At 35.7% G+C, this 21,072-nt stretch carries 18 protein-coding genes and 1 other annotated feature (1 of these 19 running past the window's edge); of the genes, 3 read left to right on the top strand and 15 right to left on the bottom strand.

All coding sequences use genetic code 11. The features are described 5' to 3' along the window. Positions 1 to 7 precede the first annotated feature (7 nt). The 6 genes from pepF to HNR27_RS05845 all read right to left on the bottom strand — a co-directional run bounded on the left by pepF (position 8) and on the right by HNR27_RS05845 (position 6,971). Positions 8 to 1,822, bottom strand: a complete 1,815-nt coding sequence (gene pepF, locus HNR27_RS05870; protein ID WP_429339096.1) for an oligoendopeptidase F — start codon at positions 1,820 to 1,822, stop codon at positions 8 to 10. A 172-nt stretch (positions 1,823 to 1,994) separates the two neighbouring features. After that, positions 1,995 to 3,179 carry a competence protein CoiA gene (locus tag HNR27_RS05865; protein WP_212919287.1) on the bottom strand — a complete coding sequence of 395 codons (1,185 nt, stop codon included), beginning with the start codon at positions 3,177 to 3,179 and terminating at the stop codon, positions 1,995 to 1,997. 95 nt (positions 3,180 to 3,274) lie between these two features. Beyond that, entirely contained in the window at positions 3,275 to 3,958 is a 684-nt protein-coding gene (mecA, locus tag HNR27_RS05860) for an adaptor protein MecA (protein ID WP_212919286.1), read from the bottom strand. A gap of 257 nt (positions 3,959 to 4,215) precedes the next feature. Further along, positions 4,216 to 4,611, bottom strand: coding sequence for a transcriptional regulator SpxA (spxA, locus tag HNR27_RS05855; protein WP_429339095.1), 396 nt, complete (start codon positions 4,609 to 4,611; stop codon positions 4,216 to 4,218). Between the two features lie 398 nt (positions 4,612 to 5,009). Continuing rightward, the gene (locus HNR27_RS05850) at positions 5,010 to 5,594 is read right to left on the bottom strand and encodes a GNAT family N-acetyltransferase (protein ID WP_212919284.1); all 585 of its coding nucleotides are present in this window, start codon (positions 5,592 to 5,594) and stop codon (positions 5,010 to 5,012) included. A gap of 147 nt (positions 5,595 to 5,741) precedes the next feature. Beyond that, positions 5,742 to 6,971: a putative glycoside hydrolase gene (locus HNR27_RS05845; RefSeq protein ID WP_429339094.1), complete on the bottom strand. Its 1,230-nt coding sequence runs from the start codon at positions 6,969 to 6,971 to the stop codon at positions 5,742 to 5,744. Between the two features lie 583 nt (positions 6,972 to 7,554). On the opposite strand from HNR27_RS05845, the gene HNR27_RS05840 reads away from it, so the two are divergent. After that, the gene (locus HNR27_RS05840) at positions 7,555 to 9,798 is read left to right on the top strand and encodes a PQQ-dependent dehydrogenase, methanol/ethanol family (protein WP_429339093.1); all 2,244 of its coding nucleotides are present in this window, start codon (positions 7,555 to 7,557) and stop codon (positions 9,796 to 9,798) included. Between the two features lie 61 nt (positions 9,799 to 9,859). Here the strand turns inward: HNR27_RS05840 and HNR27_RS05835 are convergent, their stop codons facing one another. From HNR27_RS05835 to HNR27_RS05805, 7 genes are all read right to left on the bottom strand, one after another. Next, positions 9,860 to 11,017, bottom strand: coding sequence for a PQQ-dependent sugar dehydrogenase (locus HNR27_RS05835; RefSeq protein ID WP_429339092.1), 1,158 nt, complete (start codon positions 11,015 to 11,017; stop codon positions 9,860 to 9,862). A 405-nt stretch (positions 11,018 to 11,422) separates the two neighbouring features. Continuing rightward, positions 11,423 to 11,650 (bottom strand): hypothetical protein, encoded by a 228-nt coding sequence (locus tag HNR27_RS05830; protein WP_429339091.1) that lies wholly within the window; start codon positions 11,648 to 11,650, stop codon positions 11,423 to 11,425. Next, positions 11,650 to 12,843: a Ger(x)C family spore germination protein gene (locus HNR27_RS05825; RefSeq protein WP_429339090.1), complete on the bottom strand. Its 1,194-nt coding sequence runs from the start codon at positions 12,841 to 12,843 to the stop codon at positions 11,650 to 11,652. Before HNR27_RS05825 ends, HNR27_RS05830 begins: the two co-directional genes overlap by 1 nt. A 7-nt stretch (positions 12,844 to 12,850) precedes the next feature. Continuing rightward, entirely contained in the window at positions 12,851 to 13,963 is a 1,113-nt protein-coding gene (locus HNR27_RS05820; RefSeq protein ID WP_429339089.1) for a GerAB/ArcD/ProY family transporter, read from the bottom strand. A gap of 38 nt (positions 13,964 to 14,001) precedes the next feature. Next, the gene (locus HNR27_RS05815; RefSeq protein WP_429339088.1) at positions 14,002 to 15,633 is read right to left on the bottom strand and encodes a spore germination protein; all 1,632 of its coding nucleotides are present in this window, start codon (positions 15,631 to 15,633) and stop codon (positions 14,002 to 14,004) included. A 258-nt stretch (positions 15,634 to 15,891) separates the two neighbouring features. Further along, positions 15,892 to 16,893, bottom strand: a complete 1,002-nt coding sequence (locus HNR27_RS05810) for an inorganic phosphate transporter (RefSeq protein WP_429339087.1) — start codon at positions 16,891 to 16,893, stop codon at positions 15,892 to 15,894. 13 nt (positions 16,894 to 16,906) lie between these two features. Next, complete coding sequence (locus HNR27_RS05805) at positions 16,907 to 17,524, bottom strand: DUF47 domain-containing protein (RefSeq protein ID WP_429339202.1); 618 nt, start codon at positions 17,522 to 17,524, stop codon at positions 16,907 to 16,909. A gap of 191 nt (positions 17,525 to 17,715) precedes the next feature. Between HNR27_RS05805 and HNR27_RS05800 the strand changes: the two genes are divergently transcribed. After that, positions 17,716 to 18,426, top strand: coding sequence for a class I SAM-dependent methyltransferase (locus tag HNR27_RS05800; RefSeq protein WP_429339086.1), 711 nt, complete (start codon positions 17,716 to 17,718; stop codon positions 18,424 to 18,426). A 251-nt stretch (positions 18,427 to 18,677) separates the two neighbouring features. Here the strand turns inward: HNR27_RS05800 and HNR27_RS05795 are convergent, their stop codons facing one another. Further along, positions 18,678 to 19,658, bottom strand: coding sequence for an NAD(P)H-quinone oxidoreductase (locus HNR27_RS05795; RefSeq protein WP_212919275.1), 981 nt, complete (start codon positions 19,656 to 19,658; stop codon positions 18,678 to 18,680). Between the two features lie 193 nt (positions 19,659 to 19,851). Between HNR27_RS05795 and HNR27_RS05790 the strand changes: the two genes are divergently transcribed. Beyond that, on the top strand, positions 19,852 to 19,965 hold the full coding sequence (locus HNR27_RS05790; protein ID WP_212919274.1) for a YjcZ family sporulation protein: 114 nt from the start codon (positions 19,852 to 19,854) through the stop codon (positions 19,963 to 19,965). A gap of 102 nt (positions 19,966 to 20,067) precedes the next feature. Here HNR27_RS05790 and HNR27_RS05785 read toward each other — a convergent pair whose 3' ends face one another. Further along, positions 20,068 to 20,874, bottom strand: a complete 807-nt coding sequence (locus tag HNR27_RS05785; RefSeq protein ID WP_429339201.1) for an MBL fold metallo-hydrolase — start codon at positions 20,872 to 20,874, stop codon at positions 20,068 to 20,070. A gap of 111 nt (positions 20,875 to 20,985) precedes the next feature. Beyond that, positions 20,986 to 21,072 (top strand) — a binding site (T-box leader); it runs 90 nt beyond the window's last position.

Here is a 21,072-nt window from a genome sequence, read left to right as displayed (position 1 = left end):
TTTTCTATTATTTATGCAATAATAACTGTTCCATTTCATTCAGCTTTTCTTCAAACACATCTAATGCATCCAAGATAGGTTGTTTTGAAGTCATATCGACACCAGCTTTTTTCAATACTTCAATTGGATAGTCACTGCTTCCTGCTTTTAGGAAGTTTAAGTAACGATCAACTGCTCCTTCTTCACCAGATAGGATTTTACTAGCCAAAGCTGTTGCTGCTGAGTATCCAGTTGCATATTGGTAGACATAGTAGTTGTAATAAAAATGAGGAATTCTTGCCCACTCTAGTCCGATTTCTTCATCTGATACAACATCTTCTCCAAAATACTTTTTATTTAAATCATAGTAAATGCTTGTTAAATAATCAGCAGTTAATGCTTCCCCTTCCTGTGCACGCTTATGAATTTCATGTTCAAATTCAGCAAACATTGTTTGACGGAATAAGGTCGCACGGAATCCTTCTAAGAAATGGTTTAGTAAATATAGCTTTTGTTTTTCGTCTTCTATTGTTTTTAACATATAATCATTTAATAATGCTTCATTGGTAGTGGAAGCAACTTCAGCAACAAAAATAGAATAGTTTCCATAACGGTATGGTTGGAATTTTCTTGTAAAATAACTGTGAACAGAATGGCCAAGCTCATGAACGAGAGTAAATAGATCATTAACTCGATCCTGCCAGTTTAATAAGATGTACGGATTTGTGCCATATGCTCCTGAAGAATAAGCACCACTACGTTTTCCTTTATTTTCTTCTACATCAATCCAACGATTAGAAAAGCTCTCTTTTAGAACTTCATCATACTCCTCGCCAAGAACCTTTAAGCTATCAAACACATATTGCTGAGCTTCATCATAAGGGATTTCCATATCGACATCTTGAACTAAAGGTGCATACATATCATACATATGAACCTCATCAATACCTAGTACCTCTTTACGAAGCTTAGCGTAGCGATGTAATAATGGTAAGCGCTCATTTACAGCCTCAACAAGATTATCATAAACCGTCTCCGGGATATTGTTACTATCCAAAGCAGCCTGTCTTGCTGAATCATAATGATGCACTTTAGCATCAAAATTATGTGCTTTAACCGTTCCACCTAAAGTGGAAGCAAACGTATTTTTAAATTGACCATATGTTGTATACATTGCTTCAAATGCATCTTTTCTTACACGACGGTCCTTTGATTCTAAAAATGTTCCATAGCGACCATGTGTTAAATCAACTTCTTCTCCCTTTTCATTCTTTATACTAGGGAATTTCAAATCAGCATTGTTTAACATACTAAAGGTCTGTGAACCAGTTGATAATGCCTCAGAGGCTTCTGCTAATAGTGCTTCCTCTGTTTCACTTAACACATGCTTTCGCTGTCTCAATATTTCATTCAATACATGCTCATAGAGTCTTAGTTCTTCCTTTTCTGCTAAAAAACCTTTTATTTCAGCTTCATTTGCTTTTAATATCTCTGGGACTAAAAAACTCATCGAACTTTGTGCTAGTGTAAGAATACTTTCTGCTTTAGCATTCACTGCTTGATAAAAGGAATTAGTAGTATCTTGATCATAGCGCATATGCGCATATGTATAAAGTTTTCCTAGTCTTTCCGATAGCTCATCTTGAAGCTTTAATACACTGTAAAGTGAATCAGCAGTATCCGCTACCTTCCCCTGATATTCTGTAATTTTAGGAATTTCTCCTTTTAAGCTATTAAGCTCTTCCTCCCACTCTGTGTCCGTAGCGAAGATATCCTCTAATCTCCATGTACGTTCAACAGGTACTTCATTTCTTGATTGAAGTTCTTTCGCCTGCTTTGCCAAATTTGTTCCTCCTTTATCATTCTTTCTATAAATAGTAATTCGGTTAGAAAACAATTGTATTCCAATAGAAGAATACTATTTCCCTTATTCACAAAGAATTATTATATCCTCTTCTATGTCCTAAAGGAAAAGTTCTTACTGAATAACTATATTATTTAGTATAACGAAACAATTAGGAATCATGCTCGTATTTTGCACTCAAAATTTTGCAAATCTTGTCGATAATTTTAGCATCACCTAAAATTGCTTTTTCTATGTGGTCAAAATGCTTTATTTCAGCAATTTTTACATAGGCTTTATTTGGTAGTTCTTTTAAAATATGGAGAAGTACTAACAGTTGAAGAAATTCTTCTATAGGATTTAACGAGGCATTTATTAATGGGAGCTTTTGATAGGGAGGTAGTTTTGTTTCACAGGCTTCTAAAGAAAATCTTCCTCCTATAGGGATTGGGGCTATAATCTCCAGGCAGATTCTACTTTGCCAATCCCAGGGCTCTGTTTTCATTAGAAATTGAGACGCCACCGGAAGATATACGAGAGGTGTAATGTGCTCTCGGTGCATTCTTTTTTCATATAGCCACCGCTGCCAGACAAGTTCGCTACCATAAGGTCTGGTTGGCTGGCTTATTCTAAAGCGATATTTTGCTTTTTTCCATTCATGAAATAACAATTTCAAATTTATATCACTTGCTTTAAACAAATCAACAAACCGTAATTGATGAAGTTTCTTCATGGTAATATTTATGACTGCCTGCTTGTTTCGGGTTAGATAGGGATTTTTTGTGATGATGAAATGGGAGGTTTGAGAATCAAAGAAGTACCAAGTAGGTGAAAATTTGGCATTAAACTGATGAAGAAATTGAAGCGTGAATAAATTTATCTTTATGGTGTTTCTTCCAATCCGTTTGAATTGGTTTGCTCCTAATATCCAGATGGGAGTTATTCCCATAGATTGATAACCTTTTGTCCGTGAATGTATTTCCTGTGGAGTAGTAGTAGCACATTGATATTCGATAGCTACTTTTTTCCTATTTAGGCATATAAGCAAATCGGGTCGCTGTTTTATTTCTGGAATATATTCTTCTAATCTCACCGAAATACCTTGTCTGCGGAGCCACTCGAATAGTAGTAACTTACCCGTCTCATGATAAGCGCCTTCCCCCTTGTCATATGACAGACAGTGTGTCCTAGCTACATGGGAAAAATGTGGGATAGTCTTATTACCAGCTTTGACAATAACCCTTTCATTACAGGTAGGGCAGAAAAAGTTTTCCTTTACTCGAAGTATTGCTATTTCATCCCTAGTTAAGTGAAATAATGTGACTAATTTTCCTGTTTTCAATTTTGCTTGAAGCAAAAAAATCACCTCCAACTTCTATAATTCGATAAAGGTGACAAATTTCCTTCTACATTTTATAACAAAAAAAGAGATACCAATTTAGGTATCTCTAATTATGCTGAGAAATAGGATCGTACTTCTTCAAATGTATTGGTATCAAATATTTTCTTACCATATTCATCAAGTACGTGGATGGTCATATCAGAGTCTTCTCCATATTCAAATACGCGTGATATAATATCCTCTTGTGCATGATCATCGAGAACATCCTGTGAAAACTCCATATAAAGATAATATTTACCATTATAATAATATAGTGTTTCTTCCTCACTATTCGTATCTTCTTGGAAATGATGGCTTAACTGAATTACATCCTCAAAGTCATCAAAGCTTGCAATAATCCAAAGGTTTTCTTCGATAAAGTCCTCATCGAGGTCTTCGTTTTCACTTTTACCGAATTTTTCCTCCAAATATGTTTCAACTTTTTCATCAATTGGAATATCTATTGTCGAGCCTTCATCATCCAACGGGAATTCCAAATTATCACCGTTCTTAGATAGCTGAGCCTTCGTTACTACTATCTCTAATCCTTTTTCCAGCGCATGGACTTGAATCCACAAAGGGCCTTCTACATGAAAGTCCTCCTTGTAGTTTACTTCATCCATCATTTGCCAGAATAATTGTTCACTACGTTCGCGATTGTACCAAATTTCTTCTCGCTGAAACCCTCGATCTTCAATATCTACATAGGAGATAAAGAATTTTACCGTATTCTCATTAATTCTTTCGATTTCCATGTAATTCTCTCCCTTCTTTTGAAATTCTTGAGAAGAGCTTATTCGCATTATCTATATCAATGGATTTTTGTCTCTTTCCTATATTGTATGTTAGCATATTGCATTTTGAAAATTAATATGCCTATATCTAATTATTTAAAGTATTATTTTAACGTAATATTATCTATTTGTCATTAATTATTTGCCTATAATTAGTGATGAAAAACGCAGACCGTCTATTTCGATCTGCGATAATTACTTTTTATATCATTGTATCCTTAATTTACCATGCGAATGGCATCACGTAATTGGAATGTGCGTACCGTCCTTGGCAAAAATCTGCGAATCTCATCTTCGTTATAACCTACCTGAAGTCTCTTCTCATCCAAAATAATAGGTCGTCTTAATAAACCTGGATTTTGTTGAATTAACGTAAATAAATCCTTTAACGGAAGCTGCTCAATATTTACATTTAATTCTTGAAAAGCTTTAGAACGTGTAGAAATTATTTCGTCTGTACCGTCTTCGGTCATACGAAGAATTTCCTTAATTTCATCTAGTGATAAGCCTTCCGAGAATATATTCCTTTCTTGATAAGGAATATTATTATTCTCAAGCCAAACTTTTGCTTTTCTACATGATGTACAGCTTGGTGAGGTATAGAGTGTTACCATCTTACTTCACTCCTTAAGGTATGTCTACGTTTATTATTAAATTATAATAAGTTTAAATAACTTATATCTCTAAGTATACTATACTTGTCAAGTAAACGATAGGTGCATACTGCTACTTTCTCAATGTTCATAAAAAGTTCTTATTTTGGTTTTCTTCCCATATTTCATTTTAAAAAAACTTCATTTCTACTTTGACCTTTTGTTAAAAATCCCTTTACTTATTTGATATGAAGTAACAGTAACACACTAGTTACAAGAGAAGATTCAAATACATGAAATTTCTGGAATAATAAAAAAAACAGCAGGGATCAATAAAATTCTTCCAAAGATAGTATTCACAACTACCTTTGGCGAGTTAAATCCCTGCCATCTTTTAATTTTTGTATTTCAAGTGCATATTACTTTTTATCCAATCTAGCTAGAATATCTTCTGCTTCACGGTCTTCATCATAAATTAACACTTCTTCTACTGGTTGATATGCTTTACCATATATTTCTTCGTCCTTATAGGTATGAATAGATTCGTACATTTTGCACATCTTTTTAAAAATTACTTCCTCTGATTCATTATTTGGAGACCAATATAGAATTTCCATTGGACTTTCTTTATTAGTCGCTAACGATCGTCGATTATAGCCTATCGATTGTGCATGGGTAAAACCTTCTCGCTTATAGAAAGACAATCTCTTTTCGGTATCACTGTCATCATAATCAATTGGTTCAACTTCTAAAATAATCGGTTTGTTATGTTCTTTTAGTTTTTCTATAAGCTTATGGCCGATTCCTTGTCCCCTTGATTTTGCAGATACCCATAAATAATCAATAAAAATAAAGGTATCGAATTCAGCATACATGAGTACATGATGGGATCCCTCATCTTTATGATAAACATCACCCTTTTCCTTTAATAAAAGCTCCATATGCTCTTTAGACTTCATTTCTTCAATAGGAAAGTACTTACTTAGCTTTTCATACCAATCCATGGATCTACTCCCTCTTCTTTTGTCCTTGTTAGTATAACGAAAGCAAAGAAAAATGTTAAATCAGCTTTCATGCTGTATAGGTTAAGTATGTGCAGGAATATGAAAAAAAGCGAAACTTTTACTAAAAGTTTCGCTTTTTTTCATTAATTATGGTGTATAATCAACGTTTTGTGTATATGAGTTACCAGCATTCCAAATTAAGAACTCATGTATACCATTATCTTGAAGAGCTTTTATTTGTGCCTCTACCTCAGCTTTACCATATTGTGTAACTGGTATACCAGTACCATTATAAATCCACGGAGCCTCAAAGTCCTGTATCCACGGTCTGGAGACCGGTGGATTTGCTAATTTACCAAGGACCTCATTCTCAACCTTTGCATATTCATCCGTTAAACGGTAAGGTTCTCTATCAGGTAGTGGAATTCCGAAATAGTTGTTAGACCAGTGACTTGGATAAATCATAGACGAAATAACATCAACATTTTCAGAAATTTTTGAGAAGTTCTGCCCAATTCCGGGTGCCTCTGGAATCGTTGCTGAATATCCAAATATATCAACTGCAACATCCACATCATATGCTTCTAATTCCTTTTTAGCATATGCAACAAAATCTGTTACAGCTTGAACTCGTTTTTGAACATTATCAATATCGTCATCGGCATATTCACCTTCCGAATAGCCTAGCTCTTTATCACGACGCTCGAAGCCTTCTGGAAATCGTACATAATCAAATTGAATTTCTTGGAATCCCATTTCTGCTGCAATTTTTGCAATTGCTACATTATGATCCCAAACTTCCTTCAAAAACGGATTAACAAAGGATTCTCCACGTCCATTCTTCCAAACAGTCCCATCGTTTTCTGTAAAAGATAATTCTGGATTAGAGTTAGCAAGCACACTATCCTTGAAAACAACAATCCTAGCAATTGGATAGATATTATTTTCTTCTAATGTTTGCATCATTTTAACTGGATCCTTAATATAATTTTGCCCTAACTCCGCAAATGGGGACCCCTTTTCTGGTGTAAATGTTAAATTTCCAAAATCATCCTTAATATCAATTACCATCGCATTCAAGTCTGTTGTATTGACGAGTTTTATCAAGGAATCAAATCGACTACCACCTGCTGAATGCCCAGTTACGTATATACCACGTACAGCATCAGGATATTCGAAATGATAACCAGAATCAAATACAAAACGTTTGAAATTCGTATTTTGATCTAAGGGCTGAATTACTGTTTTTCTCTGTGTATGATCAGATGCAGTTAACTCCTCTTCCCCACTACTCTTAAATGGTATCGCAAATGGAAGTGCAATGACTAGTAGGAGAACTAGCGGAATAGTAAACCTCTTAAGCTGTAAATTTTTCATTCTATCAATCTCCTAGATAAAAAATTAAGCTTGCTCCCGCCAAGTTGCGATACAACTCATCGTTTGCAACACTTTAAATCTATTATAAAACAGAATGATCTTATTTTGAATGACAAAAATAGATTTTTGTCAGATTCCGAGAATGATTGTCGAATAACGTTCAGCATGACAGCTTCCCCTTAACCATTATATTCATCCATTCGAAAAAATGGACATTTTACGGAAATTCACCTAAATATTTCCTAATTAATTATTATTGTACTGAACTACTTGAAACTAGCATCCTAATAGCAAAGCTAGCAGTTCATGCAACACTTTGGTCTGTATGACGTTCTTCACCATTTACGTACTTGTTGTTTGTTCCTCCTATCTTATCTGCTCTCATAGCAAAGACCTTACAAATTATGAAAAGATCATAAAAATAAATCACTAAGATTTTTCAAGTCGAAAAGGGTAATTTACAAATATAAGGGCAAATTATATGTGAATTTCGCCTTCATAATTAGTACTTGAAGGCAAATGCTTTACTTAGTTAGACCAGATAAACCACTGATTTTCATTCAGTAAGAAAGGAGATAAGAAGATGAACAGACAAACTTGGATTGTCATTGCCGCAATCGTCATTATAGTTGTAGTAGGTTTTTTAGTTTATCAAAATGTAGGGCAGGAGAAAGGCACTGAGCCATCGGTTGAAGAAAACAAAACAGGAAATAAGCAACCAGATAAAAATAAAAATGAAGAATCCGATGCAAATGAAAAGGAGGATCATACAACTGTTCAGCATAAGGATTATACCGGAAAAGTAGCACCAGACTTTTCAGCTAAAGATTTAACAACTCCACCAACTACTAATTGGATTACCCATGGCGGAGATTTGTTTAATAGAAGATATTCTCCTTTAGACAAGGTGAATGCATCGAATGTTAAAGGATTAAAGCTAGAATGGGCGACTAGCTTAGGCTCTGGACTTGAGTTTAAATACTCCGGCGAGCAAACCCCATTAGTATACGACGGAATCATGTTTAGCATTACCGGAGCGAATGTCGTACAAGCGTTGGATGCTAAGACTGGCGAAATCATTTGGGAGTATGTTCCCCAACTTGCCGACGGATTAGATACTCCTTGCTGCGGGTGGATAAGCCGTGGTGTTGCTATTGGTGATGGAAAAGTTTATGTAAGCTTACTTGATGCGAGGCTAGTTGCACTTGATCAAAAAACCGGAAAACTCCTTTGGGAAACTACAGTCGCCGACTGGGAAAAAGGATACACCGTTACCTCTGCACCACTATATTACGATGGAAAAATTTATACTGGGGTTGCAGGTGGAGAGTACGGTATTCGTGGATATCTAGCAGCGTACGATGCTAAAATGGGAAGAGAGATATGGCGTACGTATACAGTCCCTGGACCAGGTGAAGTTGGTCATGAAACATGGCCAAAGGATAACGATAGCTGGCTAAAGGGTGGTGCCCCAATATGGCAAACACCAGCAATTGACCCTGACTTAAACATGGTATATTTATCAACTGGTAATGCATCTCCAGATTTTGATGGGAGTAATCGTGAGGGAGATAACCTTTTCTCAGCATCCATCTTAGCGTTGGATGCTACTACAGGAGAATATAAGTGGCATTTTCAGGAAGTAAAACATGATATTTGGGATTTAGATGCGCCTAACCCTGTCATTCTATTTGATGCCACAATAGATGGAAAAATGAGAAAGGGACTTGGCCAAGCAGGAAAAACTGGATGGGTATACTTACTTGATCGAACAAATGGCAAACCATTAATAGGTATAGAGGATCGACCAGTACCACAAGAAAAACGACAAAAGACAGCCGCTACCCAGCCATATCCAATCGGCGATAACTTCGTACCTCAGTCGATTACAGATGAAATGAAGAATAAAGATTTGGGTAAAGACTTTGATTACAAGATTGGAGAATTATTTACACCTTTTTGGGATGAGCCGGTGACCATTACACCATCTCCACAGGGGGGAGCAAACTGGCCACCTTCAGCTTACAATCCGGAGACAGAATTATTTTATGTGTTAGGAAACTGGACCTACTTTGCTTATGCCCATCATGAAGGTGATGAGGCAAATGAGTATAAGCAAGGACAGAATTGGATAGGTAGTGTTATGCAGCCAATCGAAAACGCTCCTAACCGAGGAACTGTAACTGCAATTGATGTAAAAACGAATAAAATTGCATGGCAGCATGAATGGGATGCTCTTGCATATAGTGGCGTATTAACAACAAAGGGTAACCTTGTGTTTGTTGGACATAATGATGGGCGGATTATCGCTTATAATGCGAAGGACGGTAAACAGTTATGGGAATTTAAAACAGATGCTGGAGCAAATGCACCTCCTATAACTTATGAAATAGATGGAAAGCAATACATCACCATTTTCTCAGGCGGAAACTCCTTAGCTGGAACTACGCATGGGGATAAGATTTTTACATTCTCGTTGGAAGGACAATATGCATCCTTAGATGATGTACCAAAGGACAAGATTAATACATCACCGTTCTTTAAGGATACCGATAATGATAAAAGTCAGGGCATGACTGCATCCGATGGAGATGAGAGTACAACAAAAGGATTAAAGGTATATGAGAACAATTGCTTAGCTTGTCATGGAGCTGAGGGAGTCGGTGGACATAACGGACCGAAATTAATTAATTCGAAGAAAACACGAGATGAGCTAATTGCACAGGTAAAGAATGGAAGTGGTAATATGCCACCATTTGGAGATAGCTTATCAGAAGAAGAAATCAATGCTGTTGTTGATTATCTTCAATCCATCATTAAAAAGTAACTAAGAATAAAAGGTAATGGTCAATATTAATGGCCATTACCTTTCTATTATTATCTACAAATTAATTGGAAGTTGTCTTTTCAGCTAAAGGTATATGAATTAATCGATCATCCTTCGCAGTGGGTTTACCACGATTATCATGGTTGCTTGTAATGACAAATAATGCATCTTCTTCAATAAACACATCTCGTAGCCTTCCAGCCTCGTCATAGAAGTCAGTTAATGCCTCCGTTGTAACATCGTATGTGAAAATTTTCTTTCCTGCAAGGGATGCAACATATAATTTCCCATCCCTAAATGCAACTCCAGAAGGCGCCCATGTACTGTCCCCAGAATGTACTAAAGGAGTTTCCATGCCATCTGCTTCTTCATCTCCTTGAATGACTGGCCAACCGTAGTTTTTACCAGCTTCAATTAAATTTATTTCATCATGACCATCTTCCCCATGTTCTGAATTGTACATATGCCCTTGATCATCCCAAGTGATTCCTTGGGAATTTCGGTGACCATAGGAGAACACATATGAATCTTCAAATGGATTATCCTTTGGAATTTCACCATTTAACTCTAGACGTAATATTTTACCTGCTAGACTATCTAAATCTTGTGCTAAATCATTTTTTCCAATATCACCCGTTGTAGCATATAGCTTACCATCAGGACCTATAGCAATTCTCCCACCAGTATCTTTTTCTCCACCGGGAATATGATCTAATAGGACATTTTCTTCTTTCCAGGTTGAGCCTTCTAGTACTATGGAGATAATTCGATTAGTAATTTTTCCACCCTTATCATACGTATAGTAAGCAAAAGCTCTCTTAGTATCCTTAAAATCTGGTGCAAGTGTGAAGCCTAAAAAACCAGCTTCGCCTTTATGAAAAATCTCCTCTTTTAAATCAACTCCTTGTACATCTACTAATCCGAATTCACCATCAATTGCTACAATTGTTCCATCTCGCTGACTAAGATAAAAGGTGCTACCATCCTTATTAATAGTCCAAGGAATGAATAATTTATTTGCATTAATATTTCCATCATCAGATGCAATCACCTCAATGGATTCCTCAAATACTTGTATTGCTTCAGGATCATCATTCCTCTGAACTTGTTTAGCTTCCTTCTTACCTGTATCTTTCTTTTCTTCACCATTGGTTAATAAGAATATTAAACTAGCAATAACAAGTATTCCTATTAATCCCAGTAAACCATATTTCTTCATATCTTCACCTCTTCATATATTCTTTCTTCGTACCTGCATACGAAGCTCGTATAGAAGTAATTATTTCCAATATTTTGTAGTTTAAACATTTTCATAGAAAAGAATAGTATTTTCACAGATTTTAAAGAAAGTAAAAGAAATGTACTTGCCATAAATGGAGAAATAATAAAAAGAAGCTGGGATTAACATGATGGAATCAAAAAACAAAGTAGAATAACGAAATAGGTACGACACCACGGAAATATACTCTGCTTTCACTTTCAGTACAGAAATGACATCTGCTAGAAATAGAATGGCGAAGAAAAAGTGGTTTCCATTTCAAAGGCACCCAAATTTCACCCACAAAGCAGTAAATTATTCCGCTTCTATATTGATTCATGTAGTTATATCCCAGCCCTATCAGATTTATAATTTAAATAACCTACCAAACGGACTAAACACCTTATGAACCAGGTCTGATGGTCCAAGTAATTCAGGAAAATATGCCAAAGCAATTGAAAGGATGATTGACATTGTTAAAAAAATGATCATTACAATTTTCTCTTTTTTTAAACTCTTATTTATCCTTTTCCTTTCAATCACGAGAACTATAATTGCTACTACGATAATTCCGATAATATAATGAGCTTTCATTATTCTATCACCTTGTCCTTTGGAACACCTTGTGGAGTTGTTGATCTACCTGGCCGAGAAATGGAAATCTTCGTATTAACCTCTACATCAACTTCGGAAAATGTATCCGCCCAATTATCCTTTACCGTAGCCCATTCCTTAGGATAATGACTATGAAAAGCTTCATCAAAACCAAGTACATCTGTTTTAAAGTCCTTTTGAATTACCTCCAATGTGTCATATATTTGATGACGAATAGTTTCCCCTAGTTGGCCTTCTAGTTTTTTTAAAATAGCTGGACTCATTACATCTAAATAGGTATTATTTTCAACAATATCATCATCAGCTTGAATATCTATCGTCATCTTCCATTTTCCGTTGTTTATCGTTGGTTTCATTTTTGTTTTAGCATTGATAATCGAAAACGATATATAACCTGCTGCCGCTTCAGGCTCAATAGTAACGGAAGCTTGGTCTACCTTATTTATTAACCAGAGAAGACCTCGATTTATTTCATCATCCAATTCTCCTATCAATTTCCCGTTACTAAAAATGGCAGAGCCATTGACTTTTAGCCCAACCTTACCCGGTAATTCCTTATCAACCAATAGGTATGGCAAAGCAGCCCCTCGAGTATCTTCTGCAAGCATTTGTAATAAATCCTTTAACGTAACATCTAACCCAAATTTTTGATCAGCCAGCTCTCTAGCCGCTTCAGCTGTACTTCTTTCTAAATCTGGGTTTACTTGCAATAATTCAATTGGTTTATCCTTCGTAACAAATACATATGCCTTGATTCGGGGAAATGGGTGTCTAGCGAAAAAATCTACATGTTGCTTTATCCCCTGTTTAGCCAATCTTTCTCCAATTAAAATAACTCTATTATGCCCAAGAAATAGACTACGTGGCACTTTTTCTTGGAGTTTGGAACGAGCATCATAAATTGTTTTACCAGTTGCCTTCTCTAATGACACCATAGTCCCGACACTGCCACTTCCTCCCAATTGACCTCCGCCACTACCGCTACCACCTAGTCCTTGAGGATTTACAATTTGCACGGATAATTCAACTTCTCCTTCATCTGTCAAATCAATACCTGTTGCAACAATAATTGCCATATCATTTATTTCTATTCGGTCCCAGCATCCACTTAGTAGAAAAGGAAAGGTGCAAATGAGCAATAATAAACGTCTATGTTTAAAATAGTTACGCATTACTTTTTCACCTTTCTTTAATCCTTCTATTCTTAGTAGCTCCTTTTTTCCGTACTTTTGCGATTACCAATAGAAGCATAGGAATGATAATTAAAACAAAAAAATCATAGAATGGAAAGCTAGTAATTAGAATTTGTTCGAGCTCCTGTAAACTAGAACTTGTCCAAAAGCTCAAGACCGTTAAAAATAGCCCAATAGGCAACACAATGGGACGAAAATCCGATATATGTAAGACTTGGGATGTTCCAATGACAACGACATAATAAAATAATGATACCTTAATGAAGGTTCCTGCTACCCATATGGCCATTACGACAGATTCTAAATGCTGTAAAAAATCAGCAACACTTATAAACCGCGCTGCTTCCATCACTGGATAGGTAAATGATGTTGTGATAACACCAAATAAAAGCAAAGTTACTAAGTTAGTAATTACTAGGGTAATCATAACAGTAATCACGGTTAGAATGCCTGCCTTTCCAATTTTCTCACCCTTTTTAAGGACTGGTAGGATAAAGGCGATGATAAATAATTGTAAAAACCAGCTTGCTGGAATAATTGCCCCTTTTAGTGAGGGTTTTAGTCCATATTCCATTACTGGGAATAAGTTATCCAGATTCAATTCGGGAGTTAACAAAATCATTATTAATGTAAAAAAAAGAATCACAAATGGCACAAGCACTTGGGCAGTTCTAGCCATAACTTCTATACCGCCTCTAACTGCCAGTCCACAAACTAAAACCATACTTCCAATAACAATTAATAATGGCGTACGTGGAAGAAAACTTCCAATAACAAAGTTCCCATACTCTAAAAGGATAATTCCTGTAGCGTGAAAATAGTATAGAACGATTAATACCCCAATTAATTTTCCAATAAGTTTTCCCGTGATTGTTCCACTATATTGAATAATTGTTTGTTTTGGAAATCTCTGTTCTAATTTTACTGCCAAAAATATAACGAAGAGCCCCGCTAGTGAAGCCCAAATCGGCGATAACCACATATCTTTTTTAGCGTATTCTCCAGTAATTGCCGGGACGAGTAGAATTGCAGTTGCAATAATAGTTGGATAAAGGAGAGTTGCCATCTGTAAAGCACTAATTCTTCCTTTTTCTATCAAGTCTATTCACCTCACTACGTACAGTTGGTTTAGTAACTTTATCCATCTCCTCCCTTTGAAGGATTCGGCTTTTGATTAGGTGCTTGACGATATTCATTATAGTCACCAGTAAAATGCGGACGTTTATTTAATTTCCATAAAGGAGCACGTATTAACACATCCTTCATTTCATTTGCCTGCATTGGAGCCATTGGACTTAAGTAAGGAACTCCAAATGAGCGTAGGGATGCTAAATGAACAATAATCAGGATAATCCCTAGCATTACCCCAAGAAGTCCTAGAATCCCAGCTAGTATTACAATGGGGAATCGAAGCATCCGTAGAGCAATTGCAGCTGAATAACGAGGGATTGTAAACGAAGCAACTCCTGTTATCGCCACAACAATTACCATTGGTGGTGAAACAATCCCTGCTGAAACTGCTGCATCTCCAATTACTAGAGCCCCAACGATACTAACAGCAGACCCTACCTGTTTTGGTAATCGTAACCCTGCCTCCCTTAATGCCTCGAAGGTTATTTCCATTATTAATACCTCTACAATTGCTGGAAATGGCACCTGCTCTCTAGAGCCTATAATACTTATCACTAATGAAGTAGGTATCATTTCCTGATGAAAGGTTAGAACTGCTACATATAAAGAAGGTAGTAAAAGTGATATGACTAGAAAGATATATCGTAACCAGCGAAGTGCTGTTCCGATTAGAAATCGACCATAGTAATCTTCACTTGCTTGTAATAGGGAGTAAAAGGTTATAGGGGCAATTAATGAAAACGGTGAGCCTTCCACTAAAATAGCTACTCTACCTTCTAACAAATTAGCTGTAACTACATCTGGACGCTCTGTGGCCAAGGTTTGTGGAAAAGGAGAATAGGGATGATCTTCAATAAACTCCTCTACTGTTCCACTATCAAGAATTCCATCGATATTAATTCGTTTTACCCGTCTTTTAACCTCTTCAATTAAGTCCTCACTCGCAAGTCCGTCTATATATGCGATTACTACACTAGTTTCGGAGTATTTTCCTACTGAATAATGAACAAGCTTTAGTTTGGGACTACGAATTCTTCTCCGCAATAAGGAGGTATTCACTGTTATATCTTCAATAAACCCTTCTCGTGGTCCCCTTACTACGCTTTCAGACTCAGGTTGCTCTATTGCCCGCTTCTCCCATTTTGTTAAACTGACGGAAAATGCTGAAGAATTTTGACTAACAAAAATCATCGTCTTCCCAACAGAGAGTTCATTAACACAGTCTATATACGTACTTACTTCTTTTATATTGGGAGCACTGACCGTTTTCATCATTAATGATTGAATCTCTGTTTCCATATTCCTCTCATTCATTAATGGAGAAAGGACACTTTCTTCAATTTCTTGTTCATTAGATAAACCTTCAATATAAATTAATAAAGCTTTTGTCTTGTTACCTATATAAAACGTACGATAAATTACATCGGAGCAATTTTTATAAATGGAGCGAATTTTTTCTTCATTTTTCGATAGGTCATTTGAGATTATATCCCCATTTTCTTTCTTTTTATTTGAGGAATTTGCATTTACTGTATTGTCAGCATGAACTTCATTATTCTCTTTTTCTTGTTGATTCGGATTTAAAGTTTCTTTTAGCTTCACTTTACTAATTAACGGTTTAGGTCTTCTAATTTTCACCCCAATCATCCCCTCAAAAAAATAACAATGCTTCATTATAGATTGCATTTATACTAGGAAATTTATACATCCACATCCTCTAACTGGAACATGTTCCATAAATGAATTCAACCAGCCGATAGACGAAGCTCTGATAAATCGACAGAAGGATTAAACTCCTTATAAAATGATAAAACCGTATGCAATCAGGTGAAATACTTGATTGCATACGGTTTAAATCTAAATTATATTCGGTTGTTTAAAGTGAGTATTCCCTTTTTATATCATAAAAAATGATAGGATTACATACGCCAAGCCTGCGATTGTTGCAGAAATTGGTAAAGTGATTACCCACGTAATAACCATACTCTTAGCTGTTCCCCAGTTTACTGCTTTTACGCGATGGGCAGTACCAACTCCCATAATCGAAGAAGAGATTACATGAGTTGTACTAACTGGAAGATGGATTAGTGTTGCTCCAAAGATAACAGTAGCTCCAGTTAAATCGGCTGCAACTCCGTTTACTGGGCGGATTTTCATGATTTTTCCCCCAACAGTTTTAATAATCCTCCAACCGCCTACTGAGGTTCCAAGTGCCATTGCAGTAGCACAAGAAAGCTGTACCCAAAACGGAACCTCATTGACAGATAAATATCCATTTGTTAATAATGCTAATGTTATGATTCCCATTGACTTCTGCGCATCATTTGTACCATGTGCATAGGATTGTACAGCCGCAGTAAGCACTTGTACCATCCGGAACCTACGATTTGTCTTGGCAAGGTTCGCATTCTCGAAAATAACCTTGATAATAGAGTAAATAACGTATCCCATACCAAATGCTAGAAGCGGAGATATAATTAGTGCAGCAATTATCCCTAAAAAGCCACTCCACTGAATATGAGATATACCAGCAGCAGCGATTGCTGCACCTGCAATTGAACCAATAAGTGCATGTGAGGAGCTACTTGGAATTCCAAAATACCATGTTATTAAATTCCAAGCAATTGCAGCTATTAATGCAGCTAGAATAACAATAGATCCATTGGGTAATGTAAATGGATCAACAATACCTTTTGTAATGGTTTTTGCCACTCCAGTAAAGGTCAAGGCTCCTATAAAATTCATAGTCGCTGCCAAAATAATGGCATGACGAGGTTTTAATGCTTTTGTTGACACGGATGTAGCAATTGCATTCGCTGTATCATGAAATCCATTAATAAAATCAAAGACTAATGCAAAAATAATTATTAAAACTGTAATGACAAATAAACTTCCCATTTGTTAGCACCCTTTACGCATTTTTCATGAGGATTGTTTCTAGCGTGTTTGCAACCGCTTCACACGCGTCCGCAATCTCCTCAAAGCTCTGGTAAATTTCCTTATATTGAATAATGCGAATTGGATCCTTTTCTGTCAAAAATAAATTTTTAATGGATTCTCTTTCGATTACATCACATTTTGACTCGACCGCATTAATTTTAATAACTTTCTCCCGAATGTTTTTATATTTCTTTGTTGTTAATAGCTCAACAGATTCCAAAATTTCATAGGAGCATATTTTTATTTCTTCTACAAACTGTAACATGTATTGATTTATATCTGTTATAGCATACATTTCAAATAATGCAGCACATTGTTCCAGCCCATCTAAAACATCATCCATACTATTAGCAAGTAATAAAATATCCTCACGATCAATAGGCGTAATAAATGTATTGTTTAATTCTTTGATGATGTCGTGAACAATCTCATCACCCTTATGTTCATATTCCGTCATTTTATTTGCAAAAATCGCTAGGTCTTTTTCCGTTTTCACCTTATAATCCGAAAAGAAATCGGTAGACTCTTTTAGATTTGTTGCCATATTAGTTAAATATGTAGAAAACTTGTTCTTCTTCGCCATTAAAATCCCCCTAATATCTTACTGTTTATTAGCTTAAACCAAACTACAAATCCTATCCGTTATCCATTATAAATTTATCATTCGCATTTGTCACATATTGTCGAGTTAAATAGAAATTCGAAACAAAAGAATTTATATCAAAAGATACCAACTAACATAAACTGTTACGAAGTATTATTCATAAAGGTGGGAAGAAATTGAAATACTCTTATCTTGATGCATTAGCAATATTAGGGGTTGGAGGTGCACATCCGGGGGGACTTGAGTTAACGAAAAAAATTTTTTCTACTATGGATATAAAGAATGATACTACCATCTTAGACTCTGGGTGTGGAACAGGTCAAACTTCTGCATTTTTAGCACAAAAATATGGTTGTAAAATTACATCTATTGATAATAATGAGCTGATGATTGAGAAAGCAAAAAAGAGATTTGAAGTACTTAACTTACCTGTTCAAGTTATGGTAGCGAATACAGAAAGTCTGCCATTCGCCAATCAATCCTTTACTATTGTACTATCTGAATCTGTTATTGCATTTACAGACCTGGCTAAGACCCTGCGAGAATTCAAACGAGTTCTAAAGCCTTCTGGAAGTTTAATCGCTGTAGAAATGGTACTGGAGAGGCCACTCGTAGCAGAAGAAATCGAAAAAGTAAAACACTTTTACCAACTATCAAGAATTTTGACTATTGAAGAATGGTTGGAGGAATTCAAGCAAGCTGGATTTCAACATGTCACAATAGAAAAAGATTATCCTAGTTCCACAATTCCATCTCCGGAAAACACTCCTGATTTTACTCTTTCAGATGGTATAGAGGAAGATGTTTTTATGGTAATGGAATACCACAAACAAATGCATCTGAAATTCCAAAGCTATTTAGGTTACCGAATTTTTAGGTGTAGTTAATTAAAGTACTATTATTCGGATATTTCTTGGAGATTAGCTGATACAACAATTTTAAATGGTAATAGTATATACGTATTATACAACAAATGATTTTCTAAACTTTGAAAAATACAAGCATAATAGTGATAAGAAATATAATGAAAAAGTAACCACCAAATGTTAATTAAAGAAACTCGTCTCCAATGATTACCTTTGGAGACAAGTTTCTTTAATTATTGTTTTTACTCACCTGAGCAACTCTACTCATGAGGTTAATCACTTATTTGTAGGATTATTTTTCCGACATTTTGATTTTTTTCCATATATTCATGTGCTTTAGCTACTTCTTTTAATGCAAAAACAGTATCCACAACTGGTCTTATTTGTCCTCTATCCAAATATGGAATTACAACCTCTGCAAATTCTTTTGTTAGGTCCTCTTTATATTGATCACTTCTTGGAGTCAATAACGTTCCATATAACTGGACATATTTAGTCATCAAGTCCATTATATTAAGCTCTTCAATCCTATTACCGCCTAACACACCTATTAATACCCATCTCCCCCCCTTTTTAATACTCGTTAAGTTTTTCTCCCAGTAACTTGCACCGATAAAATCTAAGATGATATCAACACCTTCACCGTCCGTAATCTTTATTACTTCCTCTTCAAATGCTTGTTCTTTATAATTAATTAAATAGTCTGCACCTAGTTGCTTGCAGAATTCTAGTTTCTTCACAGAACCAGCTGTTACAATAATTTTTGCATTCGAGATTTGCTTTGCCAACTGGATAGCAGCAGTCCCAACTCCACTTGCTCCTGCATGGATTAATACTGTTTCGTTTTGTTTAAGATTCCCTATCCAATATAACGTTTGATAGGCAGTTAAAAATACCTCTGGTATAGCCGCAGCCTCATTAAAGGTATAGCTATCCGGAATTCTTATGGCACGATTGGTAGGAATAACTGCATATTCAGCATACCCACCTCCATTAACTAATCCCATTACTCGATCACCAATTTGATAAGGACCACTACCCGATATTTTTTCAACTGTACCAGCTACTTCCACACCTAGAATGGGATTATTAGCATATGTAGCTCTACCCTCTCTTGTCATAATATCTGTACGATTTACAGCAGCTGCATGTACTTTAACAAGTAATTCACCTTCCTTAATATCTGGTACTACTAAGTCAGCTATTTGTAATTGTTCTGGTCCACCTGGTTTTCTAACAATAATTCCTTTCATTTTCCTTTACTCCTTTACATATTTCTTAGAATCTTATTTTTATATTTCATGCTTTTGTATTGTATCATCCTAACTCACAACCTATGCACAATATATTATCCATAAAAATAGGTTGTTATATTAATATACGTGTCCACAACTTCTTTTCTATTTTAAGTATAATATATTACCCCTAGTAAAGGAGGTGCTGAAGATGAGTGGTGGCGGATACGGCGGATACGGATCTGGAGCTGGATTTGCTTTAATTGTCGTGTTGTTCATTCTACTAATCATCGTCGGTGTAAGTTATACCGGTGGTGGCTATTAATGACGAGGGGAAGAGCAGAATATTATTACTCTGCTCTTCCTTTATTATTATCTCCAATTCATTTGTCTTTATGGGTAACTATTCTTTCTCAGCAACAAGATTCTAAGATTTTATAATCGATCGGATAATATGAATTGAATCCCACTCTCCAAATGAAAAGAAAGTTATTGGATATTTCTTCTTAAAGAGCTTCCTTTGAATCTCTTTCTCATGATAGCCCTGTTTGTGTAGTTCTAAAATAGATGCTTCTAATTCTTTTAAATTCTGGAGCTTACGAATCAATGCTTGTCTACCTTCTTTCACATAACCTGCATGGCAGCAAAATAGTTCACCAAAATCATAGGTTAATACATGAGTAATAGATTCCATGATAGTCGGAATACTTTCTTCTCGTAGAATAACATTCGTTCTAGGCTGAACAAATAAATCTCCAGAAAAAAGCTGTCCTATCTCTCGATTTAGGAAGGAAAGGTGATCGATTGCATGTCCAGGAGTTTCTATTACGTCCCAAATTGCATTCCTTGAAGTAAACGTTTTACCAAGTTCTTGTGCTTCAAATGGCTTTCTGCTACCCCAAAACATTTTTCGGTAAAATGGATAATTCGCTTTTCTTGAACACTCCTCGATCATCATTCGATTCATATAAATTGGTAAACCATGTTCATTTTGCAAATAGGCAGCTCCCCCAATATGATCCTCATGAGAATGCGAAATGACAACCTGATCAATATCCACATCTATAAAGAACTTTTTAAATTCCTTTAACAGTCTTGGTGCCCCAGTATCAATTAGGACACCATCTATATTAAAACTGTATACATTTAGCTTTACACTAGAAAACATAATTGTACCGTTAATAAAACCAACATTGCTCTTTTCTCTTATCCATGCTTTTGTTTGAAATATTATACGCGCCACCCCCTGACACTCATTTTTTTAGAATACCATAAAATGGCTGCTCATTAGATATTTTCTCTTGCATTTCCGAATAAGACTATATATAATATAAAAAACTTAATATATATAGCAATGAAAAAGGCGTAGTACTATTTACCCGCTGATTTTAAGAGAGCTTGTGGTTGGTGGAAACAAGCATCAAGGTAAACA

It is taken from the genome of Ornithinibacillus bavariensis (assembly GCF_050433565.1).
Taxonomy (GTDB): Bacteria; Bacillota; Bacilli; order Bacillales; family Amphibacillaceae; genus Ornithinibacillus; species Ornithinibacillus bavariensis.
This window is presented reverse-complemented; position numbering and strand designations above follow the sequence as displayed.